At 70.4% G+C, this 24,912-nt stretch carries 28 protein-coding genes and 4 pseudogenes; 15 read left to right on the forward strand and 17 right to left on the reverse strand.

Annotated features, from left to right (window positions below; translation table 11 throughout):
- Nucleotides 1-304: 304 nt before the first annotated feature.
- The 14 genes from ACF073_RS05340 to ACF073_RS05405 all read left to right on the forward strand — a co-directional run bounded on the left by ACF073_RS05340 (nt 305) and on the right by ACF073_RS05405 (nt 12,750).
- The gene (locus ACF073_RS05340) at nt 305-631 is read left to right on the forward strand and encodes a transcriptional regulator (protein ID WP_392067016.1); all 327 of its coding nucleotides are present in this window, start codon (nt 305-307) and stop codon (nt 629-631) included.
- Nucleotide 632: 1 nt separating this feature from the next.
- A complete protein-coding gene (locus ACF073_RS05345) occupies nt 633-1,652 on the forward strand; it encodes a hypothetical protein (RefSeq protein WP_392067017.1) in 1,020 nt (339 codons plus the stop codon).
- Nucleotides 1,652-2,359 carry an ATP-binding protein gene (locus ACF073_RS05350; protein WP_392067018.1) on the forward strand — a complete coding sequence of 236 codons (708 nt, stop codon included), beginning with the start codon at nt 1,652-1,654 and terminating at the stop codon, nt 2,357-2,359. The genes ACF073_RS05345 and ACF073_RS05350 overlap by 1 nt, the downstream gene beginning before the upstream one ends.
- Nucleotides 2,360-2,475: 116 nt before the next feature.
- Nucleotides 2,476-3,042, forward strand: coding sequence for a WhiB family transcriptional regulator (locus tag ACF073_RS05355; RefSeq protein ID WP_164253274.1), 567 nt, complete (start codon nt 2,476-2,478; stop codon nt 3,040-3,042).
- On the forward strand, nt 3,039-4,106 hold the full coding sequence (locus ACF073_RS05360) for a DUF2637 domain-containing protein (protein ID WP_392067019.1): 1,068 nt from the start codon (nt 3,039-3,041) through the stop codon (nt 4,104-4,106). Before ACF073_RS05355 ends, ACF073_RS05360 begins: the two co-directional genes overlap by 4 nt.
- Nucleotides 4,107-4,208: 102 nt before the next feature.
- On the forward strand, nt 4,209-4,433 hold the full coding sequence (locus ACF073_RS05365; RefSeq protein ID WP_003972986.1) for a hypothetical protein: 225 nt from the start codon (nt 4,209-4,211) through the stop codon (nt 4,431-4,433).
- Nucleotides 4,430-5,095 carry a plasmid mobilization protein gene (locus tag ACF073_RS05370; protein ID WP_164253277.1) on the forward strand — a complete coding sequence of 222 codons (666 nt, stop codon included), beginning with the start codon at nt 4,430-4,432 and terminating at the stop codon, nt 5,093-5,095. Before ACF073_RS05365 ends, ACF073_RS05370 begins: the two co-directional genes overlap by 4 nt.
- Nucleotides 5,095-6,867, forward strand: a complete 1,773-nt coding sequence (locus ACF073_RS05375) for a relaxase/mobilization nuclease domain-containing protein (RefSeq protein WP_392067020.1) — start codon at nt 5,095-5,097, stop codon at nt 6,865-6,867. Before ACF073_RS05370 ends, ACF073_RS05375 begins: the two co-directional genes overlap by 1 nt.
- Before the next feature lie 104 nt (nt 6,868-6,971).
- Nucleotides 6,972-7,376 (forward strand): hypothetical protein, encoded by a 405-nt coding sequence (locus ACF073_RS05380; protein WP_392067021.1) that lies wholly within the window; start codon nt 6,972-6,974, stop codon nt 7,374-7,376.
- A gap of 245 nt (nt 7,377-7,621) precedes the next feature.
- Nucleotides 7,622-7,882 carry a hypothetical protein gene (locus tag ACF073_RS05385; protein WP_392067022.1) on the forward strand — a complete coding sequence of 87 codons (261 nt, stop codon included), beginning with the start codon at nt 7,622-7,624 and terminating at the stop codon, nt 7,880-7,882.
- Between the two features lie 107 nt (nt 7,883-7,989).
- Nucleotides 7,990-9,912 (forward strand): P-loop NTPase fold protein, encoded by a 1,923-nt coding sequence (locus ACF073_RS05390; protein ID WP_392067023.1) that lies wholly within the window; start codon nt 7,990-7,992, stop codon nt 9,910-9,912.
- Nucleotides 9,912-10,688, forward strand: a complete 777-nt coding sequence (locus ACF073_RS05395) for a hypothetical protein (RefSeq protein ID WP_392067024.1) — start codon at nt 9,912-9,914, stop codon at nt 10,686-10,688. Before ACF073_RS05390 ends, ACF073_RS05395 begins: the two co-directional genes overlap by 1 nt.
- Entirely contained in the window at nt 10,688-11,977 is a 1,290-nt protein-coding gene (locus ACF073_RS05400; RefSeq protein ID WP_392067025.1) for a 7-cyano-7-deazaguanine synthase, read from the forward strand. The genes ACF073_RS05395 and ACF073_RS05400 overlap by 1 nt, the downstream gene beginning before the upstream one ends.
- Nucleotides 11,974-12,750 (forward strand): TatD family hydrolase, encoded by a 777-nt coding sequence (locus ACF073_RS05405; protein WP_392067026.1) that lies wholly within the window; start codon nt 11,974-11,976, stop codon nt 12,748-12,750. The genes ACF073_RS05400 and ACF073_RS05405 overlap by 4 nt, the downstream gene beginning before the upstream one ends.
- Nucleotides 12,751-13,048: 298 nt before the next feature.
- On the opposite strand, the gene ACF073_RS05410 is transcribed toward ACF073_RS05405, so the two are convergent.
- From ACF073_RS05410 to ACF073_RS05420, 3 genes are all read right to left on the reverse strand, one after another.
- A complete protein-coding gene (locus tag ACF073_RS05410) occupies nt 13,049-13,219 on the reverse strand; it encodes a hypothetical protein (protein ID WP_392067027.1) in 171 nt (56 codons plus the stop codon).
- 247 nt (nt 13,220-13,466) lie between these two features.
- Complete coding sequence (locus ACF073_RS05415) at nt 13,467-13,679, reverse strand: hypothetical protein (RefSeq protein ID WP_392067028.1); 213 nt, start codon at nt 13,677-13,679, stop codon at nt 13,467-13,469.
- Nucleotides 13,680-13,778: 99 nt separating this feature from the next.
- Nucleotides 13,779-14,012, reverse strand: a complete 234-nt coding sequence (locus ACF073_RS05420; RefSeq protein WP_392067029.1) for a DUF317 domain-containing protein — start codon at nt 14,010-14,012, stop codon at nt 13,779-13,781.
- Between the two features lie 247 nt (nt 14,013-14,259).
- On the opposite strand from ACF073_RS05420, the gene ACF073_RS05425 reads away from it, so the two are divergent.
- Nucleotides 14,260-14,523: a hypothetical protein gene (locus ACF073_RS05425; RefSeq protein ID WP_392067030.1), complete on the forward strand. Its 264-nt coding sequence runs from the start codon at nt 14,260-14,262 to the stop codon at nt 14,521-14,523.
- A gap of 4 nt (nt 14,524-14,527) precedes the next feature.
- On the opposite strand, the gene ACF073_RS05430 is transcribed toward ACF073_RS05425, so the two are convergent.
- From ACF073_RS05430 to ACF073_RS05495, 14 genes and pseudogenes are all read right to left on the reverse strand, one after another.
- A complete protein-coding gene (locus ACF073_RS05430) occupies nt 14,528-15,016 on the reverse strand; it encodes a hypothetical protein (RefSeq protein ID WP_392067031.1) in 489 nt (162 codons plus the stop codon).
- 56 nt (nt 15,017-15,072) lie between these two features.
- Nucleotides 15,073-16,023, reverse strand: a complete 951-nt coding sequence (locus tag ACF073_RS05435) for a DUF317 domain-containing protein (protein WP_392067032.1) — start codon at nt 16,021-16,023, stop codon at nt 15,073-15,075.
- A gap of 115 nt (nt 16,024-16,138) precedes the next feature.
- Nucleotides 16,139-16,990 carry a winged helix-turn-helix transcriptional regulator gene (locus tag ACF073_RS05440; protein ID WP_392067033.1) on the reverse strand — a complete coding sequence of 284 codons (852 nt, stop codon included), beginning with the start codon at nt 16,988-16,990 and terminating at the stop codon, nt 16,139-16,141.
- A gap of 30 nt (nt 16,991-17,020) precedes the next feature.
- Entirely contained in the window at nt 17,021-17,842 is an 822-nt protein-coding gene (locus ACF073_RS05445; protein WP_392067034.1) for a large ATP-binding protein, read from the reverse strand.
- Nucleotides 17,839-18,435 (reverse strand): annotated as a pseudogene (locus ACF073_RS05450) (hypothetical protein); the annotation flags it as partial. The gene ACF073_RS05445 and the pseudogene ACF073_RS05450, both read right to left, overlap by 4 nt.
- Nucleotides 18,436-18,439: 4 nt before the next feature.
- A complete protein-coding gene (locus tag ACF073_RS05455; RefSeq protein ID WP_392067035.1) occupies nt 18,440-18,916 on the reverse strand; it encodes a hypothetical protein in 477 nt (158 codons plus the stop codon).
- On the reverse strand, nt 18,913-19,155 hold the full coding sequence (locus ACF073_RS05460) for a hypothetical protein (RefSeq protein ID WP_392067036.1): 243 nt from the start codon (nt 19,153-19,155) through the stop codon (nt 18,913-18,915). The genes ACF073_RS05455 and ACF073_RS05460 overlap by 4 nt, the downstream gene beginning before the upstream one ends.
- A 30-nt stretch (nt 19,156-19,185) precedes the next feature.
- Nucleotides 19,186-19,692, reverse strand: a complete 507-nt coding sequence (locus ACF073_RS05465) for a hypothetical protein (RefSeq protein WP_392067037.1) — start codon at nt 19,690-19,692, stop codon at nt 19,186-19,188.
- Nucleotides 19,689-20,288, reverse strand: a complete 600-nt coding sequence (locus ACF073_RS05470) for a DUF4913 domain-containing protein (RefSeq protein WP_392067038.1) — start codon at nt 20,286-20,288, stop codon at nt 19,689-19,691. Before ACF073_RS05470 ends, ACF073_RS05465 begins: the two co-directional genes overlap by 4 nt.
- Before the next feature lie 759 nt (nt 20,289-21,047).
- A pseudogene (locus tag ACF073_RS05475) lies at nt 21,048-21,278 on the reverse strand (DNA cytosine methyltransferase); the annotation flags it as partial.
- 121 nt (nt 21,279-21,399) lie between these two features.
- A pseudogene (locus ACF073_RS05480) lies at nt 21,400-21,510 on the reverse strand (DNA methyltransferase); the annotation flags it as partial.
- Between the two features lie 165 nt (nt 21,511-21,675).
- Nucleotides 21,676-22,848: a DnaB-like helicase N-terminal domain-containing protein gene (locus ACF073_RS05485; RefSeq protein WP_392067039.1), complete on the reverse strand. Its 1,173-nt coding sequence runs from the start codon at nt 22,846-22,848 to the stop codon at nt 21,676-21,678.
- A complete protein-coding gene (locus ACF073_RS05490) occupies nt 22,845-23,075 on the reverse strand; it encodes a hypothetical protein (protein ID WP_392067040.1) in 231 nt (76 codons plus the stop codon). Before ACF073_RS05490 ends, ACF073_RS05485 begins: the two co-directional genes overlap by 4 nt.
- Nucleotides 23,072-24,860 (reverse strand): annotated as a pseudogene (locus tag ACF073_RS05495) (type IV secretory system conjugative DNA transfer family protein). The gene ACF073_RS05490 and the pseudogene ACF073_RS05495 overlap by 4 nt, the downstream one beginning before the upstream one ends.
- Nucleotides 24,861-24,912: the final 52 nt, after the last annotated feature.

Genomic DNA, 24,912 nt, shown 5'->3' on the forward strand with positions numbered 1-24,912 from the left:
TCCAGTTCAGTGTTCCGTGCCTGTTCGGAGCAGGTGTGGAGAAGCTGGACTTGTGCCAGCGGTCGCCATACGGTTCTGGTCCCTGCACAAGCGGATCACCGGCCGGGGACCGGCCAGGAGGGGAGGGGCGATGTACCCACAGGGGCCGTGACGCCCACCGGGGTGGATGAGAGCGGCGCCCGGGAGCTACCAACTCCCAAGCGCCGGGCCGGCACCCCGAAGAGTGCCGATTCACATCTCGCGGGCGGCGGGGCTTTTGCACGAGAACCACCGCACCGCACTCCTACGAACAACGGAGTATCGCATGCTCGCCATGCCGAGTGGAACCCCGGCCTGCCCGGATACCGACCGCCAGCGCCGCCTCGCCGCCCAGCTCGCAGACATGATCCCGGGCGCGGCCACTGTCCGGGTCAGCCTCAACGACCCGAAGGAGGCGTGGCCCCACCCGCACGCCATCGTCAAGGACGAGGCCGGGGAGCCCCTGGAGCTGGGGCCGACGACCGCAAGGGTCGCAGCCCGCTGGATCCTGCGAGCCTGGCCGGAGGCGGACTGGACTCGGCCGCACACCTTCGACGTCGCCGCCGCGACCCTCACCCGCAGCGACCCGGTCGCCGCCGGTCGGGGCTGCTGACATGGCGCGGATACGAACCATCAAGCCGGAGGCGTTCGTCTCCGAGTCGCTCGCCGAAGTGAGCGTCGAGGCAGAGCGCACCTTCTTCGGCCTGCTCACCCAGTCCGACGACCACGGTCGCCACCGGGACAACGCCGCGATCATCGCTGGGCTGCTCTGGCCGCTGCGCGCCGAGCACACCTCGGTCCACGTGGAGGACGACCTCCACCAGCTAGCGAACGCCGAACTGATCTGCCGGTACACCGGATGCGACGGCCGCCTCTACCTCCATGTCGTGACCTGGTCCGAGCACCAGAAGATCGACAAGCCGAGCCAGTCCCGCCTGCCCTCGTGCCCGCAGCACCAGGCTGCCGACCGGTGCGCACCGTGCAAGGTCTCCTGCACCCGGAGGGCGGAGGGCTCGCCCACTACTCCCCGAGGATTCGCCGAGACCTCGGCGAGGGCACCCCGAGCCCCCGATCTGCCTGCCGTACCCGCCTCGACGGTGCCGGACCAGTCAGATGGGCCAGCCGCCGACCGGCCGGAGGCCGCCGCCGAAGCCATCAGCGCACCCGGGCCGGACAAGGTTAAAAGTCCAGGTCAGAGGGTTGTATCCGAAGGCTCCCCGAACCTTCCCCGAAGCCTCCCCGAAGCCTCGGCGCCTGGATCTAGGATCTTGGATCCTGGATCTCTTGTCCCTACGGGGCGCATAGCGCCCGCAGCCGGCATCTCCGCCAAGGACCTCGTCGGCGAGTACGTGGCCGGGTGCGACCAGCGCCCCCCGAGCGACGTGATCGGGCACCTCGGACGGATCATCAAGAAGCTCCTAGACGAGGGCATCGCTCCGGTGCACATCCGAGCCGGGCTGGCGAATTTCACCGCCAACCCCAAGCACCCGAGCGTCCTGACCAGCATGGTCAACGAGGCGATGAACGCTCGCCCCGGCGGTTTGGCGCGGCCGGGAATCCGGCCTAACGTGCCCGCCCACCAGGCGTGGACCAACCCGGCCAACGCTTCCGCCGCCTACGCCGAGGAGCTGTGATGCACACCCGTCACCGCGAACCGCAGCTCCTCGGCAACGAAGGCACCCTGGAGCGCATGGCCCGGATCCTGGCCGCCCGCAACATCGACCCGGCCGACGCCGCCGCGCTCCCCGACGACCCCGAGCCGTTCTCCCCGCTCGACGCCCTCCTGGCCGGGATGCCCCCGCGCTACCAGGCGGCCGTCGCCGACCACCCGAGGGTCCTGGACTGGATCGCGGAGGTCACCGAGGCGGCCGTCGCCCCCAGCCGGGGAGCCCGGCGGCAGGTCACCACCGGGCCCAGCCTCCTGATGGCCGGAGTCGTCGGCGCGGGCAAGACGCACCAGGCGTACGGCGCGGTCCGAGCGCTCGTGGAGAGCGGGGTCGGCGTGCGCTGGCGCGCGACCACCGCCGCCGACCTCTACGCCGATCTCCGCCCCCGGCTCGGGGTCGACAGCGAGCGGGAGCTGGCGGCCGTCTGCCGCTGCCCGCTCCTGATCATCGACGACCTCGGCGCGGCCAAGGCCAGCGAGTGGGTCGAGGAAGTGACGTACCGGCTGATCAACCGGCGGTACAACTACGAACTCCCCACGCTGATCACGACCAACCTGGCGATCAAGGACCTGCGCTCGTACCTCGGTGACCGCGTCGCCTCCCGACTCGCGGAGATGACCGACCGGGCCGAGTTCGAGGCCGTCGACCGCAGACGCCACAGCGCCGCCGCCTGACCCCCCACAGGCCACCCCGCCGGACCGCGCCTCCGCAGCGCCGTCCGAGGGGGCCTACCGCCAGCGCACCTCTCCGCCGACGCCCCTGCGCGCGGAGAGTGATCGGAGCACCCCGCATGACCAGCACGATGAACGGCCCCGCCCACCACCGTCAGCTCGGCGACCAGACCTGGCAGGCCGAAGCCATCTGCCAGAGCACCGAGTACCACCCGGTGGACCCCGAAGTCTTCTTCCCCGAACCCGACGAGACTGCCAAGATCGCCACGGCCAAGGCGCTGTGCGGCCAGTGCCCGGTCCGCCGTACCTGCCTGGACGCCGCTCTCGAAGGGGGTGACACCGACGGGATCCGTGGCGGCCTGACGGAGGAGGAGCGCGGGCCGCTGCACGACAAGCTCGCCAGCCGCCTCGACTACAGCCGCGTCAACGCCACCATCGCCGGGCGCGACGTGCACCTCACCCACGCGGAGCGCCGTGCGGTCGAGTACGCGGCCTACCGCCACGGGGTGAGCGAGCAGCGCCTGGCCTGGCTTCTGAAGGTCACCGAGGAGCACGCCAAGAAGCGATACCGCGAGATCCGCCGGGCCGAGCGCAATCGAACCCTGAACCAGCCCACTACGAACACCCCACCCCCCGAGACCAGCGGCGAGCGCCTGATCCGCGACGACTTCGGGACGGCGGCATGAACACCGCAAGCGCGCCGAAGACGGCGCACATATCCGGGTGGGACCGCGCGGCTGTCGTGGCCCTCGGGAGCGCGGGATGCGCGCTGTCGTATGACGCCCTGCAGCAGATGGCCGTCGCCATCCACATCCGAGGCTTCCTTACCTACCTGTTCCCCCTGGTGATCGACGGGTTCATCGCGTACGGCATCCGAGCCCTCCTAGTCCTGCGCAACGCGCCCTTGCGCGCCCGGCTCTACGTCTGGGCCCTCTTCGGCACGGCCACCGCCGCCAGCATCTGGGCCAATGCCCTCCACGCGGTCCGCATCAACCAGGACACGGTCGCCGGCACCAGCCTCCGGCTCGGCGACGCGGTGGTCGCGGTGCTCTCCACCATCGCCCCGCTGGCCTTGGCCGGAGCGGTCCACCTCTACATCCTCATCGCCCGGGGCCCAGTCACGGACGCTGACCGACAGAACCTCGGTGAGCCCGGTCACCTCGGTCAGACTGACCGGGGCGAGGCCATCGAGGTCACCCGGACCGACCGGGCCGGTCAGCAGCGGTCAGCGGTCGGTCAGGTCGAGCCCGGTCAGTCGGTCACTGCTCTGACCGACCGGTTGCCGCTGTCCCCGACCAACGAGGACACCGCCACCCGGTCAGTGACCGGGGACTCGACCCCGGCGGCCAACGGCCAGTCGGTCACCGACCACCACAACCGGAGGCACGGTGCCCCTGACCTGCCGGGACAGGTGGACAAGGGGCGGACGGGCGCTGACCGCCCCGACAGCGCTGCCCCGGTCGGTGATGGCCAGGGCAGCCCGGCGGCGGTCAGTGCCCCGCCGGTCACCTCGCCGCCGGTCACTGACCGGGCTGCTCAGCCGACTGGTGACCGGCGACCTGACCCGGACACCGAGGAACTGCTGAAGATCGCCCGGTCGGCGGTCAGGGCCGAGGACAAACTCACCCGCAAGGTGGTCGCCCAGGCGATCCGAGGTCAGCAGATCCCGCTGTCCAGCGACACCCTGACCGCGCTGATGGCCCAGCTGCGCGAGCAGCACCGCCAGCCGGTCACTTCCTCCCGGCCCTGACCGAACCTCCACGGAGTGGGTGACCGAGTCGGTCACCCCGGCCGGTCACCCACTCCGCATGTCTCCGAGACATCCCGCCACAGCAGAAGCGGAGAGCATCCGATGCGCACTCACCCGGCCACGCCCGCCGAAGTCGACTCCTGGCTGACCGTCCTGCACCAGCACGGACACCTCCACCGCGCCCAGTCCGGCCCCGACACCACCTGGATCGTGCAACGCGAGCAGCACGACCGGCCCTGGACCCTGCACCACCCCGTCCTGGCCATGGACTGGATCGAGGAACTCGTCCGCGAAATCCAGCAGCAGGACCCGGAGACGAGCCGGTGAACACCAACGACCCGGTGGCCACCTCCGCTGGACAGCAGCGTGCCCCCACCACGGCTCCTGGCGGAGCAAGCTATCGCGTACGACGGTCCTACGGCCCGACGTACGCACTTGCCCCCGCCCAGGAGGGCGGGGGAAGCCCGGCGGGTCCCCGCGCGAGGGCGCGCGGGGACCAGCCAGGCAACCGGCACCAGGGGGCGCCGGTCACCGGGGGAGAAGCAGACGACCCTGCCGACCCCGAGCAGACGAGCCCGAGCACGCCCGCCTTCCCCGACCGCACCCCGCGCCGCCGCAGCCGCAACCCGAGCGAGCGCGCCCGCAAGACGACCACCCGCCTCTCCGACACCGAGAAATCCGAGATCACCGACGCCGCCACCCAGCGCGGCGTCACCGTCGCCCGCTTCCTCGCCACCGCCGGCCTGAGCGCCGCCCGCGGACACGCCGCCGTGCACAGCAACGACCAGCTCGACGCCGCCATCGACGAACTCGCCGCACTGCGCACCGCGCTGGCCCGGATCGGCAACAACATCAACCAGATCGCCTTCGTCCTCAACAGCGGTGGCCATCCGCGCGCCGGTGAACTCGAACACGCGCTGGGCACGCTGACCGGACTTCTCGCCCGAGTCGATGACGCAGCGAACGACCTGGTGACCAGGCGGCTGTGATGGTTCCCGACATCGGACGCGGCTCCCGCACCCACGGCCTCCTCGTCTACCTGTACGGCCCCGGACGGCGCGAGGAGCACACCGACGCACACCTCGTCGGCTCCTGGGACGGCTTCGCCCCCGACCCCGGCCGCGACACCGGCCTCGACCCCGACCCGAAGGTCACCCTCGCCCGGCTCACCGCCGCCCTGGACCTGCGAGTCAAGCAGGCCGGCGACCGCGCGCCCGCCAAGCACGTCTGGCACTGCTCGGTCCGCACCGCCCCCGGGGACCGGCGGCTGGACGACGAGGAGTGGAACGCCGTCGCCCAGCGCATTGTCCACGCCACCGGCATCGCCCCGGACGGTGATCCCGACGGCTGCCGGTGGATCGCCGTCTGCCACGCGGAGGACCACATCCACATCGTCGCCACCCTCGTACGCGGCGACCTGCGTAACCCACGCCTGAACTACGACTTCAACAAGGCCCAGGCCGAATGCCGCCGCATCGAGAAGGAGATGGGCCTGCGGCGCCTGAACGCCGGCGACGGCACCGCAGCGAAGAATCCCAGCAGCGCCGAGAAGTTCAAGGCCGAGCGCACCGGCCGCCCGGAGACCTCGCGCGAGACGCTCCGGGAGGCCGTCCGTCGAGCCGTGGCGGGAGCGGATTCGGAGGAGGAGTTCCTCACGCGGCTCCGCGCGGCGGGGGTGCGCGTGAAGCTGCGGCACACTCCGTCCGGTGACGCGCTCGGCTACAACGTGGCCCTGCCCGGCGACCGCAACCGCGACGGAGACCCGGTCTGGTACCCCGGCTCCAAACTGGCCTCCGACCTCTCCCTTCCGAAGATCCGCCTACGCCTCACCGACGGGGCCGCCGAGCCGAGCGCGCCCGCGGTCGCCGCTGACCGGACGAACTGGTCACCGCCCGCCCGTCAACGACGCAACGCCACCGTCATCGCCGAGCGCTCGGCCGAACTCCTGGAACGCGACGAGGACGGCCAGGCCGCCGCCCAGCTCGTCGGCGTCGGAGAATTCCTCGACGCGGTGGCCCAGACCTCACCGGCCACCACCCGCGCCGAGCTGACCGCCGCAGCTCGCGCCTTCGAGCGGGCGACCCGCAGCCACGTCCGCGCCGAACGCGCCGACACCCGAGCCCTCCGCTCAGCCGCCCGAGGCATCGTCCAGGCCGGCGGAGCGCTCGGCCGGGGCGAGGACGGCGGCACCACCGCCATGCTCGTCTCCACCCTCGTCCTCGTCACCCTCGCCGCCGCCCGCTGGCACTCCGCACGCGGACACGCCCAGCAGGCCCACGCCTCCCGCCAAGCCGCCGCGCACCTGCGCACCGCCTACCGGCAGGCCGCCGCCACCCCGATGCGCGTGCTGCACGACCAAGGCCGAGCCCTTCCAGAAGCCCAGCGCCGCACGCACGAAGCCACCCTTCGCGCAGTCCTGCCGGAGAAGGTCGTACGGGCAGGAGGCACGGAAGCGAGGACCGACGCCTTGATCGCCACCCTCGCCCAGGCCGAGCGGGCAGGCCACGACGCCGAAGCCCTCCTGCGCCAGGCCATCGACATGCGCGAACTCGACAGCGCCGAGGACGTGAACGACGTCCTGGTCTGGCGTCTGCGGCGCATCGCCCAGCTCCCGGCACACCCGGGCGAAGGTGCCCGTCGTCCGCAGGTCGCCACTCGCCAGGCCACCACGCCGAGCAGCCGCACGAGCGAACGGAACGCGACGGCAGCCGTACCGCTCGGGACTGTTCAAGACCCCAACCGCCGCTCGCCGGGTCGCTGACCAGGTCGAACCGGTAGCCGATCACCGACCGACGGACGCCGCGAAATGTATGGACAGCCGGTCTACCGGCTGTTACGGATGAAGACAGGACCCAAAACCGGGAGATGACGCTCGTGCTCAGAACCACCACCCGCACCACGGAGCCGGCACCCGCGCTGCCCGTCCTCCCCACTGGTACCGACCCCCTGCTGCAGCTCCAGGCCGAGACCCGGCCCGCCCACGGACCCGGGGCGATTCGCTGCGTCGGCCACTCACGCGAACTCGCTCTCGGCGGCATCCCCGTGATGTGCTCCGCCTGCCGTGCCCGACGCGACTGGCTGCTCATCAACCATGGGCGCAACGTCTGGTTCCGCTGCCGGTGCGGCAACCAGTGGCTCGAGCCCGAGATCAGCCGCGCCGACTTCGACGCCCTGGTCGGCGGCCCGCACGGGACGACCTACGCGAGTGTCGAGGCGGGCTTGGCCGCGCTCGGCTTCGACGGTGCGTTCGCCGGAATTTACCTGGAGTAGGCAGGTAACGGGCTGGAGGCGCCGCCGGCGTGACAGTGGCGCCTAACCCACCGTGCCGTTTTGCCGACAGCCTGGCGCTGCACCTTGAGCGTTGTCGCGTAACAGACCGTAACAGCAATGGAGTTAGTAGGTATCTGCTAAGTGCCAGCAAGGACAGGCGAGCTAGCAGGCCCTGCACTATGGGGAGGCGGGTGTGGCCGAACGGCGGGGGGTACCCTACGGATCTTTCCGATGTCGGATGGGCGGTGCTCGAACCGCTGGTGCCGCCCGCGATGCCGGGCGAGCGCCCGCGCAAGCATCCGCGGCGTGAGTTGATCGACGCACTGGCGTACTGGGTGCGGGCTGGCGGCTACTCTCTCGGCTGTGGCGCGCCCGGCTTCACGCACGCAATGGCCGAATCGAGTCGGCACGGGAGGCAGACCGAAGATGCAGTCATCCGCCGCCCGCCCCGGGTCGGCGTCGGCCACGTCGGCGGCCGCAACGGATGCGTCTGTTTCTATTGTTGAGGATGAAGTGAGCACTATTGTGTGTGTTTGCTGCACGCTCGGGAGCGTCCGTATGCGCAGTGCTGGTGCGGGTATCGCCTGAGACGAGATAGTCACAGGCCCTGGGGATGGGCAAGAGCAATATGTCTGCACAGCTGTGGTCGGACGAGCCGACCCGCCTGGATCTTCTGTCTTTTGACGCGGTGGCCAAAACCGTGGTCCAGGCAGTCCTCGACGACGCCCTTGACCCGGTGACCGTCGGAGTCTCGGGCGCCTGGGGGAGTGGCAAGACCACCGTGCTCCGCCTCATCGAGGACGAACTCGCCCCCAAGCCGCCCGCAACGGACACGACCATTCTCGTGATCAGCACAGACCCGTGGCGCTACGACCCGGGTGTGGGCGCCAAGGAAACCCTGATCGGCGAGGTGCTCAGCGCCGTCGCCGCCGAGCTCGCCAAGAAGGAACAGCCAGAGGGCCGCATCAGCCGCGCCCGGACGATGCTGACCAAGCTTCGCCAGCGAGTCGACTGGGCCAAGGCCCTGCAAGTGGCGGCCAAGACGTCCCTTACCCTGCAGTTGCCTTCCGTCGACGACCTCACCAGCCTGATCAACACCGAGCCCAGCAACGATGATGCCGACGCAGGAGACCCGCCCTCACGCGGACTCGGCGAATTTCGCAGTGAGTTCCGCACACTGATGGAGTCCGCCGAACTCAGCCACCTCAGGCGCGTGGTCGTGCTGGTCGACGATCTCGACCGCTGCCTGCCCGACACGGTCGTGGACACGCTGGAGACCATCCGGCTGTTCCTGGCCGTGCCGAAGATGGCCTTCGTCGTCGCCGCCGACGAGCATCGGGTTGCCGACGCCCTGCGAGCCCGCTTCCCCGACCCCGGCAGCGGACAACAGGCAGCACAAGAGAGATACTTCGAGGAACCGGCCAGCCTCTACCTGCACAAGATCGTGCAGACCACGGTGCCGCTGCCCACCCTGAGCCGCTTCGACACCGAGGCATTCCTCGTCCTGCTGCAGCTCTCTCAGCGCCTGACCGTCGAGGAACTCACCCCCTACATCGAGGCCTGCGTACACCTGCGGCTGGAGAAAGGCCTGCTGGACGACTTGGCCGAGGCCGTGAACGGCAATGACATCCTCGCCGAAATGGCCTTTGCCTCACGGATGACACCCATCCTCTACGAGAAGCTCCAAGGCAGTCCCCGCCGTATCAAGCGCTTCCTCAACGACCTGCGGGTGCGCCAGTCCGTCGCAGGCCATCGCGGTATCGAACTCGAGCCGGACATCGTGGCCAAGCTCATGGTGCTGGAGAAGCTGCTGCCCGACGCCTTCGCTATCGTCCTGGGGTGGCTGGCCCGCGGTGAACTGCGCTCCCGGATGGCCAGACTGGAGACAGCCGCCGGCCGACCCGCCCCCGAACCCCCCGCCGCTGAGGACGCCGACCCCACTCCCGACAACGCCGCTTCCCCGGATCAGGAACCGAGGCCGTCGCCGGACGAAGGCGGGAGCGAGCCGGTCGCCTTCGACGACGACCTGATCCGATGGGCCAAACTCCCCCCGAGCCTCGGCGACGTGGACCTGGCCCCCTACCTCTACCTGGCAGCCGCGTTCACCGGCGAGCAGCTCCTCGACGCCGGACTGCCCGGTCGGCTGCGCGACATCGCGGCCAACCTGCTTTCCGGCGTGCGCTTCGACCAGCGCCGAGTCACCGACGCCGACATCACCGCGCTCGGCGAGGACGACGCCCTGAGCCTGGTCGAATACCTCGGCCGGGCCGGCCGGGACCGCCCCACCGACCAGACCGCAGCCGTGCGCAGTCTGGTCCGCATTGCCACCGCCTACCCGGCCACCACCGAGCGGGCCACACGCCTCCTGCAGTCCATCCCTGCCCGAGAACTGGAACCGGCCACCATCCTGGTCCTTCCGCCCGGCGTCCCCGTCTTCCGCGGAGTGCTGGAGCACTGGAAGAGCCATGTCCCGGCTGGCCAGGATCAGATCGGGCGCACCCTTGACATCGCCCTGGCCACAGGAAACCGCCGCTGATGGGCACTAAAGGCTCCTACACCGGAAACGGCACACCGGCTAGCAAACAACTGCAGCACAACATCACCCAGTGGCTCGACGCTCTGGCCGGCTCCGGTCCCGGCGCGCCCCCACCCCAGCTCAACACCGATCAGCTGATCCCTGCCCTCGGCCTCTTCCGCCCTTCCGGCGGCCACGCCGACGGCCCCGGCGGTGGAGGCGGCGGATCCGGAGGGGCCGGGGGAGGCCGTAGCGGGGGAGGGGCGCAGCGCAGCGTCGCCCGGTCCTCACGCACCGCAGGCCGTGCCGCGGCCGCGGCCTACGCCTACCGCACCGGCAACGCGCAGGCTCTGCAGGATCTTGGCCTCGACTACGCACAACTGCAGGCCGCCGCCGACGACCCGATCGACTGGACCCGCCGCATCGTGGACGCGGCCTGCGGGCCGCTTGCCGACGGCACCATCGAAGACCAGGAACGCCGCTTCGTCGCCAGCGAGGTAGCTCAATGGGTCCTGGAAGCCGGCACCGACAGCACACCCCCCAGCCCCGACGAAGTCGTCCGGGAAACCCTGGCACTGATCATCTTCGAAGCGGTCATCAGCGAGACCGCGGCGAAGATGAACGACGGCTCCCGCCCCGCTTGGGCTACTGCCGACGGCGAACGCCAACTGCGCGAGACCGCACGCGCCCTGGCCGACCGCGCCTCCCTCACGATCACCGGTCCCAGCACCACCGAGATCACTCAGGCCGTCGAAGAGGGCATCACCGCGATGCGGTCCATCTGGATGGAGCCCTGATGCCCGCCTACACCATGCGCCTGGACGCGGATACCACCCGCCCCGTGCCCGACGACACCACCGTGTTCTGGTGGCCCGCCGGGGCGGGCGGTTCCTTCGTCTCTACTCTCGGACCGTCGCTGGGAGCCCTGGGCCCCGTCCCCGAACCCAACATCGAACTGGTCCGCCTGGCTACCCTGGTCTACGCCGCTGACCGCACCGCTCCCCGCCGCGCCGCCCGCTCCAACTGGACCCAGCGCACCTTCGAACTGGACGTCCCCGTCTACGCCCCGGCCCGCTGGACTGCGGTGCGCGAACGCCTCGAAGCCCTCCTGGCGTTCCTGTCCGGAGACCAATGGTCGATCCGCTTCCACACCGCCGATACCCCGCAAGAAACCATCCAAGACACACCGCACTCCGGGATCCGGCGAGTGGTCCTGCTCAGCGGCGGCGCCGACTCCGCCGTCGGCGCCCTGCACTCCCGCCACGACCTCGGACCCGAGCAGCATCTACTGCTCTCCCACGTCGGCGCCACCACCCTCGCCCCCATCCAGCGAACCGTCGCCGACACCATCGCCCACCTCATCGACGGCCCCCCACAACCCCACCAGGCCCTGCGCTTCTCCCGCAAAAGCCATCAGCCCACCGGCACGAAGCTGCCCAACGAGTACTCCACCCGCACCCGCTCCCTGCTCTTCCTCGCCCTCGGCCTGGCCGCCGCAGCAGTGGAAAGGGTCCCGCTGTGGATCCCGGAGAACGGCTTCGCCTCCCTCAACGTGCCGCTCACTGCCGACCAGCGCGGCGCCGTATCCACCCGCACCACCCACCCACTCTTCCTGCAGACCCTGGCCACCATCGCCCACGACGCCGGAGCCCACGCACACATCCACAACCCCTTCGCCGCCCACACCAAAGGCGAAATGTTCACCCGGGCCGCCGAACTGGTCGGCCCCACCGCTGCCACCCGGCTGCTCAGTAACACCCACTCCTGCGCCCACACCGGACACCGCACCCACCGCGTTCCCGTACGCACCCACTGCGGCGTGTGCTTCGGCTGCCTGCTGCGCCGCGCTTCCTTCCGCGCTGCCCAGATCGAGGACACGACCGACTACCTCCACACCCGCCACGACGCGAACCTCAGCGCCTACCTGACCGGCAAGTCGGTCGAACCCTCACTGCGCACCTTCCTCGCCCGCGGCCTGCGCCCAGCCGACATCACCACCCTGAACCTGCCCTCCGACTACCCCACCCGCCAAGCCTACGACCTGTGCAGGCGGGGTGTCGCAGAACTGGAGCTGCTGTACCCATGAGGACGAGCGCGCTGCCGCCGCTGGACCTGCACGCACACATCGACACCAGCGTCCCGGCCGACGACCTCGCCGGCTTGGGCGCCGTCATCTTCGCCGCCACCCGCTCCCTGACCGAGGCCACTGAGGCCGTCCAGCGGCACGACGACCGGATCATCTGGGGAGTCGGCGCTCATCCCGGACTCGCCCGCAGCCACACCGCATTCGACCCCGACACCTTCACCCAGCTGATTGCCCACACCCCCCTAGTCAGCGAGATCGGACTCGACGGCAAGAGCCGAGTCCCGCTCGAGCGCCAGCAGACCACTCTCCGCAGTGTCCTCGGCGTCCTGGAGCGCACCCCGCGCATCGCCAGCATCCACAGCTACGGCGCCTGCGAGCAGGTGCTCGACGAACTCGAACGTGCCCCGGCCCCTGGCATGGTCCTCCACTGGTGGCTCGGCGCCCCGGAACAGACCGCCCGTGCCGTCCGCCTGGGCTGTTACTTCTCCGTCAACGTCTCCGCCGCGCGCAAGACGGCTCTGCTGCAGACCATCCCGCTCGATCGTGTGCTGACCGAGACCGACCACCCCTTCGGCGACCGCAGCTCCGCTCAGCCACTGCCCGGCAACGTCGCCGCCGTGGAGCAGACCCTGGCACGCCATTATCGGACAACGCCCAGGGATATTCGCCAGACCGTATGGCACAACCTGGCCGCACTCGTGAGAGACACGCGTTGTGCAGCACACTTCAGCCGGCGCGTGCGGTCTCATCTTGCATCGCTCCCGACTCGTTGAGCCCTCAGCGGGTGGGTGCCTCAGCCGCCGGAGAGCACTGCCTCGTAGCGGGGACGGTCCCTCCGGGATCCAGGCCTGGAGTTCCCTACAGCATGCGGTTTGTCATCCCAGGAGCAGCCCTGCCCCTCAGCCGATAGCGTCGCCGGACTTTTACAACAATTTCGATGCCACAGAGGCGTGGGAACGGCTGAGATCCAGTGGCAAGCTCATTAGCGTCGATCACAGTCAGCACGCCGTAGGGCATCACTGACGAGCCCCAGCCGCGGTACAGGTCAGCGGCTGCGCGTTCGGTGGCCTATCAGACTCCGGCGAGACTGTTCGAGAGGTCGAGGGCGTCCGTGGCGAAAGCGAGGGCGGCGCACAGGCCGGTCACCTCGTAGAGGGTCGGACGGATCAGGCGCGGCCAGTCGTCCGGGACGGCGGGCCAGGAACCGAGGAGCACGTCGGCAGAGGTCAGGCCCAGATGCACCGTAACGTCCCAGCCACTGAGCGATACGGGTTCCCAGCGCAGTCGGATGCGCCCGAGGGGGAGTCTGGGAGTTTCGGTAGCGAGCCAGGAGATGTTGAGAGGGCCGTCGGGGCGCGTGGAGATGCGCTGGAGAAGCGCGCTGTGCACGCCATGCGGCATGGGGCGCGCCGCGACATCGTGCAGGGCGAGTCGAGGAGCGGGTCGCGACAGTGAAGAGATGGAAGCCTCCGTGGTGGTGAAGAAGCGATCAGGCCCAGGTGAGGGCGCCGCGCGCCCCTACCGGGAGGTAGTCCTCTTGGCCGTCGTCGGCGATGTACGCCTTGCCGTCGCGGACGACGACCGCGGCTCCCACGAAGTGGGCGAAGGGGAAGTCGGGGTTGACGGCGAGACGGACCGGCAGGCTGGGGTCGAGTTCCTGGAGCTGGCGGAGCAGGTGGCCGACGGTCAGGTACTGGGGCAAGGGAGTCTCCGTGAACGGTGGACATTGACGGGGCTGGTCAGCCCGACGACGTGGAGTCGTCGAGCCGTCGGTGGATGTATGAGCGGACCTGATCGGCAGTCAGCACGAGGAGTTGGTGACCAGGACGGCGAGGAATCCGGCAACGGCCTCGGAGGGGGTGTGGAGACCGAACTCCTGGATCCATGCGTCGCCATCGGCGGGCTGCACCCGGACGTGCCAGACGATGTTGCGCTGCCAGGCCGACGGGTCTTCGGGGAGCCAGCCGACGCAGAAGCGGGCCCGCACCGTGGTCGGCGGAGAGCCAGTGGAGAGCGTCCGCCGTGGGACGGACAACGGCCGGAAGGAGGGTGGCAGAGGTGCTCACGGTTAGATGGATCCCTCCGTTGACCTGCGGTTTTCCTGACACCCGTACGTTGGCATGCTGCATGCCGAAGTGCGTAGTCGTTTCCCAGCGAGGACGTCTGCCGTGGGCGAACTCGGGTCGTCGGCAGGTGACGGGAGACCGGGGAATGGACAGGCCACCGCGGTTGTCCTACATGGGTTGCGGTGACGGGCCGCAGGCGAGAGAAGAGCAACAGCGATGGCTGAGACGAGCAGACACTGGGACGGCGCCGGCTTGGAGCGCAAGATCCGCGCCGCCGGACGGCCCTGGACCGTGGGCGACATCGCGATGGTCGCGGACGGCCAGTGGGAAGTCGGCGCACAGCCCGACCAATGGCCGGACGAGGAGACGGTGGAGCACCGGGTCGCGGAAGGCCGGCGAGTGGAGCTGACGATGGAGGAGCTGGCCCGCGCGGTGGGCCCCCGGGCCGAAGGGGACCACCGCGACGAGAATCGGAGCTAAGCGTTCAACGTCGGGGCCCCGCTGTGGGGGCCGACGGCCCGACGACGGCCGTCGGAGAGGACGGATCGGGCGTGGCCCCCGGGTCATGCGGAGTCTGCCCGGAGCGGGCGACAGCGGCCTGTGCCAGCCGAACCGCCGGTGCCTCAACCTCGGGTGCGGCGGCCTCCCGAGCCTCCACCACGCGTCGGATCGCCTGGAGGTACGCACGGCTCTCCGCGTGGGCGACGCGGAGGCTGACCGCCGTTTCGGTGATCCGGTCGAGTTCGTAGAAGTCAGGCACGTACCCCTGCCGGGACAGGGCGTGAAGACGGTCCTGGTGAACGGTTACCGCGTTGTCCGTGATGGCCAAGGCCGTTCGGGTGTGCATGGCGCAGCGCAGGAGCGGGTCGTCGCTGGGGCGGCGGACCCCAAAGACCTTAAGAGCTTCGATGGGCTGGCCCCAGGCTTTCTCGATCATGGCCGTGGCCTGGTCGAGCATGGTCGTGGTGGGCACGGTGAACTCCTGTTGTGCAGGGACGGTCGAGGGTGAAGTGCGGCTTGGGATGGGCGTCAGCGCCCGCGCCGTGGCACCGGCGAGCTGGCCGGCAGCCGGGCAGAGGTCGCGGGGGCGGGGTGACCCGTCCGCTTCTGCGCCGCACCCGTGGAGCGGCTCTGGGCGGCCATCACCCGTAGGTCGGCTGCTGTGCGTGGTGCCCGCGCGGCACGGTGTACGGCCTGGGTGACCGCGGTGCGGCGTACGTCCAGCGGAGTCGGAGCGCGCGAGACCTGAGCCTCGGGGATCGGCGTGACCGAAGCGACAGGGATCATCGTGACCAGGTGCTGCATACGTCGGTCGATTTGGTGGCGTTCGCGGACCACCGGGGTCGACTCCGCCAGCACAGCGGCGGTCGCGGCGATCAAATGGGACGGGGTGCGGGCCGTGAACGTCCCTTCGGCACGAGTGCCCCAGCCCGGCGGGCCCGCCCACAGCTCGACGGTCGTGCGGTCGGAGCCGTAGCCGCGCCGATCGATAAGGATGCCTGCTTGGTCGTCAGGAGCGATGATCTCGACGGTGCCGAGTTCAGCACCTGCGTCAAGGTTCCAGCCGGCATCGGTCAGCGGCCGGACGGTGTCCCTCCAGGGGGCGGTTGGCCCCGTCAAGAAGCGGCCGAGGGTGTCGGAAGCGATGGCTTCGTCGTAGTCCTGAACCAGCGCGGCGGTGAGGCCGGCGACCATCTCGGCCGGGGTGACGTGGTTGAACGTCGCCGTCCAGCGGGGCGCTGAGAAGGCGTCCTCGGCTGCGCTGACCTTCCACAGCTCGAAGTCGTCGCCGAACCAGCCGATCCGAATCCGTTGGTCGGGAGAGGTTACGAGGAGCTGGCATGGGCCCTCATCGAGGTACTGGTGGGGCCACTGGGCTACGGGTGTGAAGCCAGCTTCGCCGGTCCCGTTGGAACCAGCAAGATACATGGGGCTGACCAGTACCTCTTCGTACTGGTACGGGTCATCAGGGGCGTGCATGGTTGAGTCTCCGGAAGCGAAGGAGGGGAGCGGATCCGCGTGCGCAGCGGCGGGAGTCGCTGGAGCGAACGCGTATGCCGTGGCGGCGCCGAGTGGCCTCTGGTTCTCACGCCCGTCACCGGCCCCGGCCCGGTGCCGACTGGGCGGTCACGGCTGCCGGCACCCGCGGTTGCGGCCGAGACGCGTCGCTGAACATGACGTTGGACGCGGTGGCGCTCCGCCGCAGGGCCGCCGCGGTCCGGGCGCCGTCGGCCCCTGCCCCCAGCGGAATGCCGACGTGGGTGCGTGTAGCTGCGTCTACCGGACGCGACGCCGCTGCTTCACTTCGCAGCGCGAAGGGCTGGCTCCAGTGCTCGACACTCGCGTAGACGGCCCCCAACGCCTGGCCGGCATCGGTGAGCGCATAAGGGTCTCCGTGCCGGGAGCCCGTCCGTGCGACCAGGCCGTCGGCATGAAGCCGCAGGAGTCGCTGCCGCGCGAGGCCGTTGTCCAGGCCGGCCGCCTCGGCGATGTGAACGAATCGCATCGGGCCTTCAGCGGAGTCGAGTACCTGAATCACGCCGGTCGAGTGCCGAAAGTGCAGGCGGCGCAGCGCGTCCTCGACCCGCTCGGCTTCGGCCATCGGCTCCTGTGTCACGTGGGTACGGGACCAGTCCGACACCGTGCGGAGCACGGGGGCCAAAGACGCGCCGAGGCCGATGAGCCGGTACGGCGCCGCCCGTCGGTCGTAGCCACGGACCACCAGTCCGTCGGCGTGCATCTTGGCCAGCCGTTTGCCGACGAACTGCTCGCTGACGAAGGGGAGCTGGGCAGCAACATCGCGGACGCGCATAGGCCCGTTCACCTGGGCCAGGGTCATCGCGGTCCAGGCGGTCCACTTGGGTCCGATCCGGGCGAGAGCCTCCTCGACGCGCTGGGCGTCGATGGAAGCGATGGAGAAGGTGGGAGGCAGGCCGGCGGTAGGCATGGTGGGGTCCTTTTCGGGATGAGATCAGCGTCAGCGGGGGGCCGCGAGGGAGGTCCTGGCGGCGGGCGCGGCGACCGAGTCGGCGAGCGTGCCTGACGTGGCCTGCGTGGTGGTGCGGCCGAGGGCGGCGGACACCCGTGAGGTCGTCGCGCGACCATCACGCAAGGCGGCTTCACCCTGCGAAGTGAGCGAGAGGAGCTGGCCGGGCCGGTACACGCTCTCGGTGGTGTCCTGATGCAGTAGCCCGTCGGCGACCAGCCGCTGCACGGTCTGCGGGAAGACCGCTGGGTCCTGCCGCTGGGCCTTCTCCCGTGAGACGTACGGGTCCTCGCCGATCGCGTTGCGACGAAAGCGAACGCCTCCGGCCGCCACGGCTTCGAGGGCCACCAGCCCGCGCTGCCCGGCGACGGCCCAGTCGTCGTCCCGGTCGGGCCTCGTCCTCTGGCCCTGCCCGTGGCCCCTGTTGGTCGCGCGTTGTGCAGGCTCGGACGAGGAAGGAAGCCGACGGTAGGCGGACAGGGACTCGACGAGCTGGCTGTACGCCCGGTCTTGCTGCGCCAGAACGTCTCCGAGTTCGGGGAGTGCGGTCCGCAGCAGCGCGTACGACACCCGGGCGCGGCCGACTTCACCGCGACCAGCACCTTCGAGCAGCCGCTGCGACCGCCGGACCGCGTCGAGCACGCTCTCGTGTCGCTCGTCCAACGCCGCCGCGGCTGCGATGACGCGCGTGGCGGCCTGGTGCAGCGGCTCCCCCGGACCAGGCGCGAGGGCGGGCACGCTGACGTCCCCGACACCGAGCACTTCGACGACGAGATAGGGACCAGGGTGTGTGTCTGCGTCGTACGGGTTCACTCCGTCGCCTCCATCCGGGCGAGCAGGGAGCGGACCAGAGCGGGCAGGCTCCCGGGATCGTCACCGAGCCGAGGGCGGTCGCTCGCTTCGCGGAGCAGATCGGCGTCATCGAGCAGGCCGCTGGAGATCTCCATGCAGGCGTCGGTGATCCGGGCGGCGGCGAGCAGTGACTGGGAGAGAACCTCGACGTAGTCGTCCGGCGCGAGGCCGGCGGCCTCGGCTGCGTTGCGGACCGCCTCCAACTCAAGCGCGCTGAAGGCGAAGTCGAACTCGTCGTCCTGATCGGTTCGGCCAGTCGGGGCGCCGATCGTTGCGCAGGGCTCCGCGGGGATGCCCACGCGGGTGCAGATCTCGTCGACCGAGGAGGTCAGCTCGGCGAACGACTCGGTGAGCCACCCCAGCGCGGAGGCGTAGGAGGCCAGAGCGAACAGGCCCGCCGAACCAGCGGGGCGTGGCTCGGCGGCCAGGAAGCCCTCGAACCGGTCGTTCAGCCCGGTGATCACACGGGGCCCAGCGGCCAGCGGCCCCAAGACGGGATGCAGGTAGGAGCGGGCGGCAGCCGTCGGGTACTCGGCGGCAGGGACGCCGCCGACGTGGTCATCGCTGGGCGACCTTTCGAGGGGCGATGGCCGAGGGCGGCGCTGTTGACGGGGTAGTCGCGCGGCCTGCTGTCGGCCGTTCGGCGGTGAGCGTCGAGCGGGACCGGGCGGCCTGCACGCGGGCCTCCGTGGCGGAGTCCGGGCCGACCTCTTGCTGGGGGCCGGTCCGCAGGTGGGCCGTGCGGTAGACCGCGTAGTCCTTCCGGCTGCCAGCGGCTACGAGGTAGATCTCGCGCTTGTGAGTCGAGGTCGGTGGGGCCTGACGGAACTGGATGACCAGCCGGTAGGCGACCTCCGGGTCGACGTACACCTTGTGGAAGCCGGCGAGTCGGCCCTTCAAGGGCAAGCAGTCGTCGCTTCCGTGGACCAGGTTCTGTAGCTCCAACAAGGCCAAATCGCGTATCCCAGAAGGGAGTTCGCGCAGGTCGGTGATGGCGTCAGGGTGCGCGGCGAAGGCGAAACGGGCGCGGCTCACAGCAGCCTCCCCTGGACCGCGCGCTGAACCGGCACCGCCGCGGTCGCGCGGGGCGCGTCGAGACCGGTCTGCGGTGTCGGAGAGGTACCGGCGGATCGGGAAAGGGCGATGCGGGCGATGCGGGCCCGGACGACAGCACCGTTGTGGTCGCTGTACTCCGGAGGCTCGGGCAGCGGTTCGCTGCGCTCGTCCAGCCAGGTCTGGGCGACGCCGACGTCGGGGAAGGCGCCCTCGCGCATCGTGTACGTGCCGGCATCGTGGTTCCACTCCTAGAAGAAGAGGCGAACCGGTGCCTGGGTGGCCTGGGAGTCGTTGACGAGTGTCCACGCCTCGCCGGGACGGTCGTCGGAGGTGTAGGTGTCGAGGACCTCGTAACGGGTGCCCGACTTCTGGATCTGCTGTTCCACCTGGACGGTGAGGTCGTCGGCGGGCTCGATGTAGTCGCCACCGCGCAGGGCGATCCGGTCGAGAGGGCAGCCGCGTTCTGCCAGCCAGTTCTGGGCGAAGGACGCCGTGGCGTGGTGACTCGTCTCGAAGGTGAACGTGGACTGCCGCAGATCCCGAGCGACAGCGATCGCAACGAGCTGTGGCTCGCCGGGTATCCCCCAGGTGACCGATCGGTCATGGGCGAGGACGAAGCTGTGCGAACCGTTGGGCTTGGTGTGGTGCTGGGACAGCACCGTCAAGTCGCCAGACCAGAGGGCCTCCATCGCCTCCTCGGAGTCGTCGTCGACCGGCGCGAGATCGTCGAGGTCGAAGTCGAGGGTGTTGTTCACGCCGCCACCCCCGACTGCTCGGGCGCCGGGGTGGCCAGCACCCGGTGGTTGGGTCGAGTTGCGCTGGTCGTGCAGGCCGCGAAGGGTCCGTCGGGTGCACGCAGGTGCACCAGGGTCTGGTCCAGATGGTCGCGGTGCCAGGTCGACGGGCCGGACAGACCGGCCTCCGTGTCGGTGAACTGCTGCCAGGCGAGCCAGAGCGCGTGCAGCCGAGCGACGGCCTCGGGGTGGTCATGCCAGTGCGCGCACCAGGGACGGCTCGTGCTGATCTCCCGGCCGTACACCGGCAGGAAGAGGTAGTTCACCCAGTCGTTGAGGGCGGCGAGTTCGACGGCGTACGCCTCGCCGCCCAGAGCGAGGATGAACACCGAGGCGGGGCCGTCGGCCTTCTTGCTGTCGGCCGCCTCGGTTTCCGGAACGCCGTCCATCGGCTGACTGCCGGTGGATTCGGGTTCGGAGCCGAGGCGGTCGAGGATGACGCCGTGCTGCTTGACCTCGGCCATGGTCTTGGCGAGGGTGCTGGCGAGGTCGTCGAGGTCTGCGTCCGGGACGCGGTACGGCTCGGGGCCGGGGGCGGTCGGGCTGGTGTCGGCCATGAGGGTGTGCTCCATCTGTGAGACGGCGACATGCCCGAGAGGATCCGGAGAATTAGCGGTTTGGTCCGGCCGGAAGAACGCGGTAGTAGAGCGCTATCGGCTGGCGCAGCGGTGACAGCGAGGGAAGGGCGGTGCCAGCAACTGCTAGGCACGCGCGGCCTGTTGCGGGACGACGCCGTTGCCGAGTGCGGTGAGCTGCGCGGGACGGCCGAGCCCCGGAGTCGCGGTGACCCAGCCGGCATCGAGGCCCTGCATCCACTCCACGAAGTCCGAGCGGAGCCGACCGGCCGCGTCCGTGGGAGCCGGAGCAGGACGGGTGAGCCTCTCCCATCGGGTGATGGCGGATCCGTACGCTCCCCATCGCCGGTCCGCGCCCCTGCCTCCGGTGCCTCCTCCGCCCAGAGGGGCAGGACCACCGCTGACAAGGGAGGTCGCCATCCCTTCCCCGGGCGGCGGCCCGGGGTGCCCGTGTCGCTGGCCCTCGGCGTGGGCAGCAGCGACGCCGCCGCGCTGGGCAGTGTCATGTCGCCATTGCCGTGCCGCTGGTTCGGCGAGCCCTTGATTCCGTCCGACGCCTTCGGGGTCGGCAGCAGCAGCCACTCGACCTCGTCGGCCAGGTTCGGACCGTGCCCCCCGCTCTTCCTCTTCGACGGATGCTGCGAGCCGCCGTTCTTCCCGATGTTGCTGGTCGGCGTCTTCAGCAGGGTGCCCGGCGGGCCAGGCGGCGAGGAAGGTCCGCTCGCGGCGGTGCGGGGCCCCGACGTCGGAGGCGCGAAGCACGAGCCACTTCGCGTCGTACCCGATGTCGGCCAGGGATCCGAGTACGGCACCGAGTGCCCGCAGAGCAGGCTGACCTGCGGTGTCTCCCAGACACCACGGGCAGAATTCCACGTCGCCAGGGGAACCGGCGGGGGAGGTGAGGAGGCCGCGCACATTCTCGATCACAACCAGGCAGGGTCGGAGGGCCTCGACCGCACGGGCGACGTGCAGCCAGAGCCCGGAGCGGGTCTGGGCGTTGAGTCCGGCCCGGCGGCCGGCAACGGAGACGTCTTTGACAGGGGAAGCCGGCCGTCAGGACGCACACCCGACGGGCGGTGGACCAGTCGACGGCGGTGATATCGCCCAGGTTGGGGACGCCGGGCCAGTGGCGGGCCAGGATGCGTGAGGCGTTCGGGTCCACCTCGGCGTGCCAGGCCAGGGTGCCGCCGAGAGCGGCCTGCACGCCCAGGTCGAGGCCGCCGTACCCCGAGCAGAGAGACCCGATCAACGGAGAGCGCAACGGGGCGGCGAGGCTCGGGTCCAAGGCGCGTAGGTACGGCGCGGCTGTGGAGACGGGGTAGATCAAGACGAGTTCCAGGGGCAGAAGTGGGCTGGTGGGGAGGGCGTCTCACGGGTGGCCGCGCGAGGGTGGTCGGCCTGCTGACAGCGTGGGGAGACGGCTGGCCGGGGCTGGGGGTGACGCAGCTGGGCGGGATGTGCTGCGGGCGCGGGCGGCCTTGACTCGGTCGGGCGGCGGATCGACCGTCGGCGCAGCGGGTGCCGTGGCCTTCGGAACCGGTCCGCCGATCGCGGTAGCCCAGCGGGTGCGGACCTCGTAGAGAGGACCGAGCGCATGCAGGGCGTGGTTGATCAGCCGGCCGGGCCCCAGAACCTCGTCCTGAGCCAGGGTCCGGATGGCTCGCGCGGAGGCTGCGGCGGTGCGGGTGACGGAGGAGCGCATCACCCGCTGCCCGAACCAGTCAGCGCTGCCGGGGACCATGCCTTCGCACACGGAGGCCAACTGCTCGCTCGACACAGTGCCGTCGGCCAGCAGACCGCGTCGCTGGGCCTCCCAGAGCAGGGTGATCCGGTCCATGGGTTCACCCCGGTGGTGCAGCGCGCCCAGGCACCGGTAGAGCTGCCCGTGGGCCGGGTCGGCGAAGTCTCCCGGACGCAGCCAGGCCACCACCTCGCCCATGGCCCCCGGCTGTTCGGCGAGTACGGCCAGGAGGAACCGCTCGTCCTCGGCGACCTGGTCGCTCCGTGCTGGAGGCAGGGTGTCCGTGGCGGCGGAAGGCCCGGCGGTGGGTGGGACCGGTCGAGGATCGGTTCCCCAGCGACGCGCAAGATCGGTGAGTACGCCGGCCAGGGCGTCCGCCGTACGCAACGCTCCCTCGACCTCGCCCTGGACTGCGTCGGCCCGAGCCGCCTGGTGGAGACGGATCGCATGCTGGGCGACGGTCCGGTGAATCGCCCCCTCCAGCACCATGCGGCCGTACACCGGGGCGTGCTCGGTTCGGGGACACGCCTGGATCAGGGTGTGGGCGTACGCCGCGGTCAGCCCGCGCACGTGCTGTCCGGCCTCCCCGACCGCGTCGGTCACCCACGACAGCGGCAACGGACCGTCGGCCGGGAGCGCGGGGTGCCCGTCGTCGCGCAGCTTGCGGAGAGCGTCGAACAGCGCCTGATGGACGGGCCGATAGAAGTGGCCCGCAGCGAGCCACTCCAGGTGCGTGAGCTGCTCGGGGTCGAGGAGCACGGCTCCGAGGACCGCCTGCTCGGCACTCATCAGCGGGTTCACCGCATGCCGCCGGGATCAACGGAGGGCGTCTCGTCCTGCCGGATATGGAGGTTGGCGACTGCCCGGTCGGCAGCGGCCATCGACAGGGCGAAGTCGTTCAGGGCAGCGGTGAAGGCAGGGTCGGAGGCGGGGATCGGGCCGGCACCGCCGTCAAGCCACCACCGGCCACCGAGCAGAACGACGGGAGCGTGGGCCAACCGCCCCTGCTGTGGTGTGGGCGCCCTCATGCCGACAGTCCAAGATCGTCCTGGCCGATGCTCTTCGCGAGGGCACGCTCGGTGATCGCTTTCGTGGCACGTGCGGAGGCAGGCCCGACGACCTTGGCGGAGGGCTCCTTGTACCAGGGCTTGAGGTTGAGCATGGCGACCCGGATGCCGGTGGCCAGTAGCAGCACCTTGCCCTTGGGCAGGGCGCGGATGGCGTCCGGAGGCAGGATCCGCTCGGTGCGCATGCTCACCGAAGTGGATTTGCCGCCCTCGCTCGTCGACACCGAGGTGGTCTGGACGTCGTGATCGCCTACCTGACGGCTGAGCCGGTCGGCGAAGTCCGCGTCGTCGATGCCCGATCCGATGATCTTGATGGTGGCGGCGGAGTACAGGGCGTCCATACCGGCCTCGCCCCAGCACCGCTGACCCTGACGGTAGGACTGCAGGATCGTCATCGGGATGACGCCTCGGCTGCCCAGGTGCGAGTAGAGGTCGGGGAGGTCGCTGATGCGGCAGACGTTCGCGGCCTCGTCGAGGACGCACAGGGCGGGCGGGTCGAGTCGTCCGCCTGAGCGCTCGGCGACGATCACGGCCGCGCGCATCACGGCGTCGGCCGCCGCCGCGATGATCGCGGACGCACTGCCGCCGCCGTCCTTGCTCAGCAGGTACAGGGTGTCGCGGGACGTGGCGAAGGTGAACGGCTGGAACTCTGGGAGGTCGCCGTTCGGGGTGACCCAGGCGGCGACGTCCGGGTCGAGCAGGCAGCTCGCGTACTGCCTCGCGGTCTCATAGATTCCGTCGCGGGTTTCGGTCGCGCCGGAGACGGTACCCTGGAGCTGGGCGGCGACGGCATGGTGGCCGGCGTCGGTGAGCAGGTCCACCGGGGTGCGGTCGGCCGGCATCGCGAGCCAGGCCAGGACATCGGTGATCGGCCGTCGGTGGGAAGCGGCGGCGAGGAAGAGGGCGCCGAGGGTGTTGCTCGCGGCGGTCGACCAGAAGTCGGAGCCGCTGGACTCGTCCACGCTCGCCGTCACGAAGTGCCCCGCCAGCCTCTTCGCCCCGGCGAGATCACGGGCGTCAGCGAGGATGTCCCACCACATCTCGCGCGGGTGGTGGGCGATCTGCTGCGGATCGAGAGTCCAGACCGTGCCGACCTCGGCGCGGGCGTCCACCGTCGCGGTAAAGGCGTCGTTCGCGGCCTTGTTACTGGTGAGCAGGACTGGACCCGGTGCCGAGAGGATCGCGGGGATCGCCAGCCCGGACGTGTTGCCGGAACGTGGGGCCATGATCGCGACGATCACGTCCTCCCAGGACGCGCGGACCTCCGCCCGACCGGGATCGAGGGTGCCGAGCAGGATGCCGCGATCAGCGGGCGGGACCTCTTTTACTCTCCCGGCCGCCCAGGCTCGGGCGCAGGCTCTTCGCCTTGGCGACGATCTCCTTGTCCAGCAGCGGCGCCAGGTCCGCCTTGCGGGCGAGGCCGGACTTGGAGCCGGCACGCCAGCGCATCCACAGCACCGCAGTGGTGACGACCAGGGCCACGGTGAAGAGGCCGGGTACGACGCGGGCACCGACCATCAGCATGCTGGTGCTCAAGGTCGGCCACAGCACCTCCGGGTGCAGGAGCGCGTCAGTGACGCGGAAGGGGGCCCATGTCCCGCTCCCGACAAAGGTATTGGTGAGATTTCCGGTCAGCCAGGCGACAGAGCCGAAAGCCATGACGGCGCCGAGGGCGCCGAACAGCAGGTAGAGGAGCGCGTCCGACCCGGTGGAGGTCGAGGGCGCGTTGGTGCGCGGGGAAGGCACGGCGGTTCCTTGGGTGTGCGAGCGGGCGGGGGCGGGGCGCGCTCGGCTCTCG

It is taken from the genome of Streptomyces sp. NPDC015171 (assembly GCF_043079545.1).
Lineage (GTDB): Bacteria > Actinomycetota > Actinomycetes > Streptomycetales > Streptomycetaceae > Streptomyces.

Coding starts and splice junctions, on each gene's coding strand:
- ACF073_RS05340 (WP_392067016.1), top strand. CDS start 305: ATGCTCGCCATGCCGAGTGGAACCCCGGCCTGCCCGGATACCGACCGC.
- ACF073_RS05345 (WP_392067017.1), top strand. CDS start 633: ATGGCGCGGATACGAACCATCAAGCCGGAGGCGTTCGTCTCCGAGTCG.
- ACF073_RS05350 (WP_392067018.1), top strand. CDS start 1,652: ATGCACACCCGTCACCGCGAACCGCAGCTCCTCGGCAACGAAGGCACC.
- ACF073_RS05355 (WP_164253274.1), top strand. CDS start 2,476: ATGACCAGCACGATGAACGGCCCCGCCCACCACCGTCAGCTCGGCGAC.
- ACF073_RS05360 (WP_392067019.1), top strand. CDS start 3,039: ATGAACACCGCAAGCGCGCCGAAGACGGCGCACATATCCGGGTGGGAC.
- ACF073_RS05365 (WP_003972986.1), top strand. CDS start 4,209: ATGCGCACTCACCCGGCCACGCCCGCCGAAGTCGACTCCTGGCTGACC.
- ACF073_RS05375 (WP_392067020.1), top strand. CDS start 5,095: ATGGTTCCCGACATCGGACGCGGCTCCCGCACCCACGGCCTCCTCGTC.
- ACF073_RS05380 (WP_392067021.1), top strand. CDS start 6,972: ATGACGCTCGTGCTCAGAACCACCACCCGCACCACGGAGCCGGCACCC.
- ACF073_RS05390 (WP_392067023.1), top strand. CDS start 7,990: ATGGGCAAGAGCAATATGTCTGCACAGCTGTGGTCGGACGAGCCGACC.
- ACF073_RS05395 (WP_392067024.1), top strand. CDS start 9,912: ATGGGCACTAAAGGCTCCTACACCGGAAACGGCACACCGGCTAGCAAA.
- ACF073_RS05400 (WP_392067025.1), top strand. CDS start 10,688: ATGCCCGCCTACACCATGCGCCTGGACGCGGATACCACCCGCCCCGTG.
- ACF073_RS05405 (WP_392067026.1), top strand. CDS start 11,974: ATGAGGACGAGCGCGCTGCCGCCGCTGGACCTGCACGCACACATCGAC.
- ACF073_RS05425 (WP_392067030.1), top strand. CDS start 14,260: ATGGCTGAGACGAGCAGACACTGGGACGGCGCCGGCTTGGAGCGCAAG.
- ACF073_RS05435 (WP_392067032.1), bottom strand. CDS start 16,023: ATGCACGCCCCTGATGACCCGTACCAGTACGAAGAGGTACTGGTCAGC.
- ACF073_RS05440 (WP_392067033.1), bottom strand. CDS start 16,990: ATGCCTACCGCCGGCCTGCCTCCCACCTTCTCCATCGCTTCCATCGAC.
- ACF073_RS05460 (WP_392067036.1), bottom strand. CDS start 19,155: ATGCGCGAGGGCGCCTTCCCCGACGTCGGCGTCGCCCAGACCTGGCTG.
- ACF073_RS05470 (WP_392067038.1), bottom strand. CDS start 20,288: ATGGCCGACACCAGCCCGACCGCCCCCGGCCCCGAGCCGTACCGCGTC.
- ACF073_RS05490 (WP_392067040.1), bottom strand. CDS start 23,075: ATGAGGGCGCCCACACCACAGCAGGGGCGGTTGGCCCACGCTCCCGTC.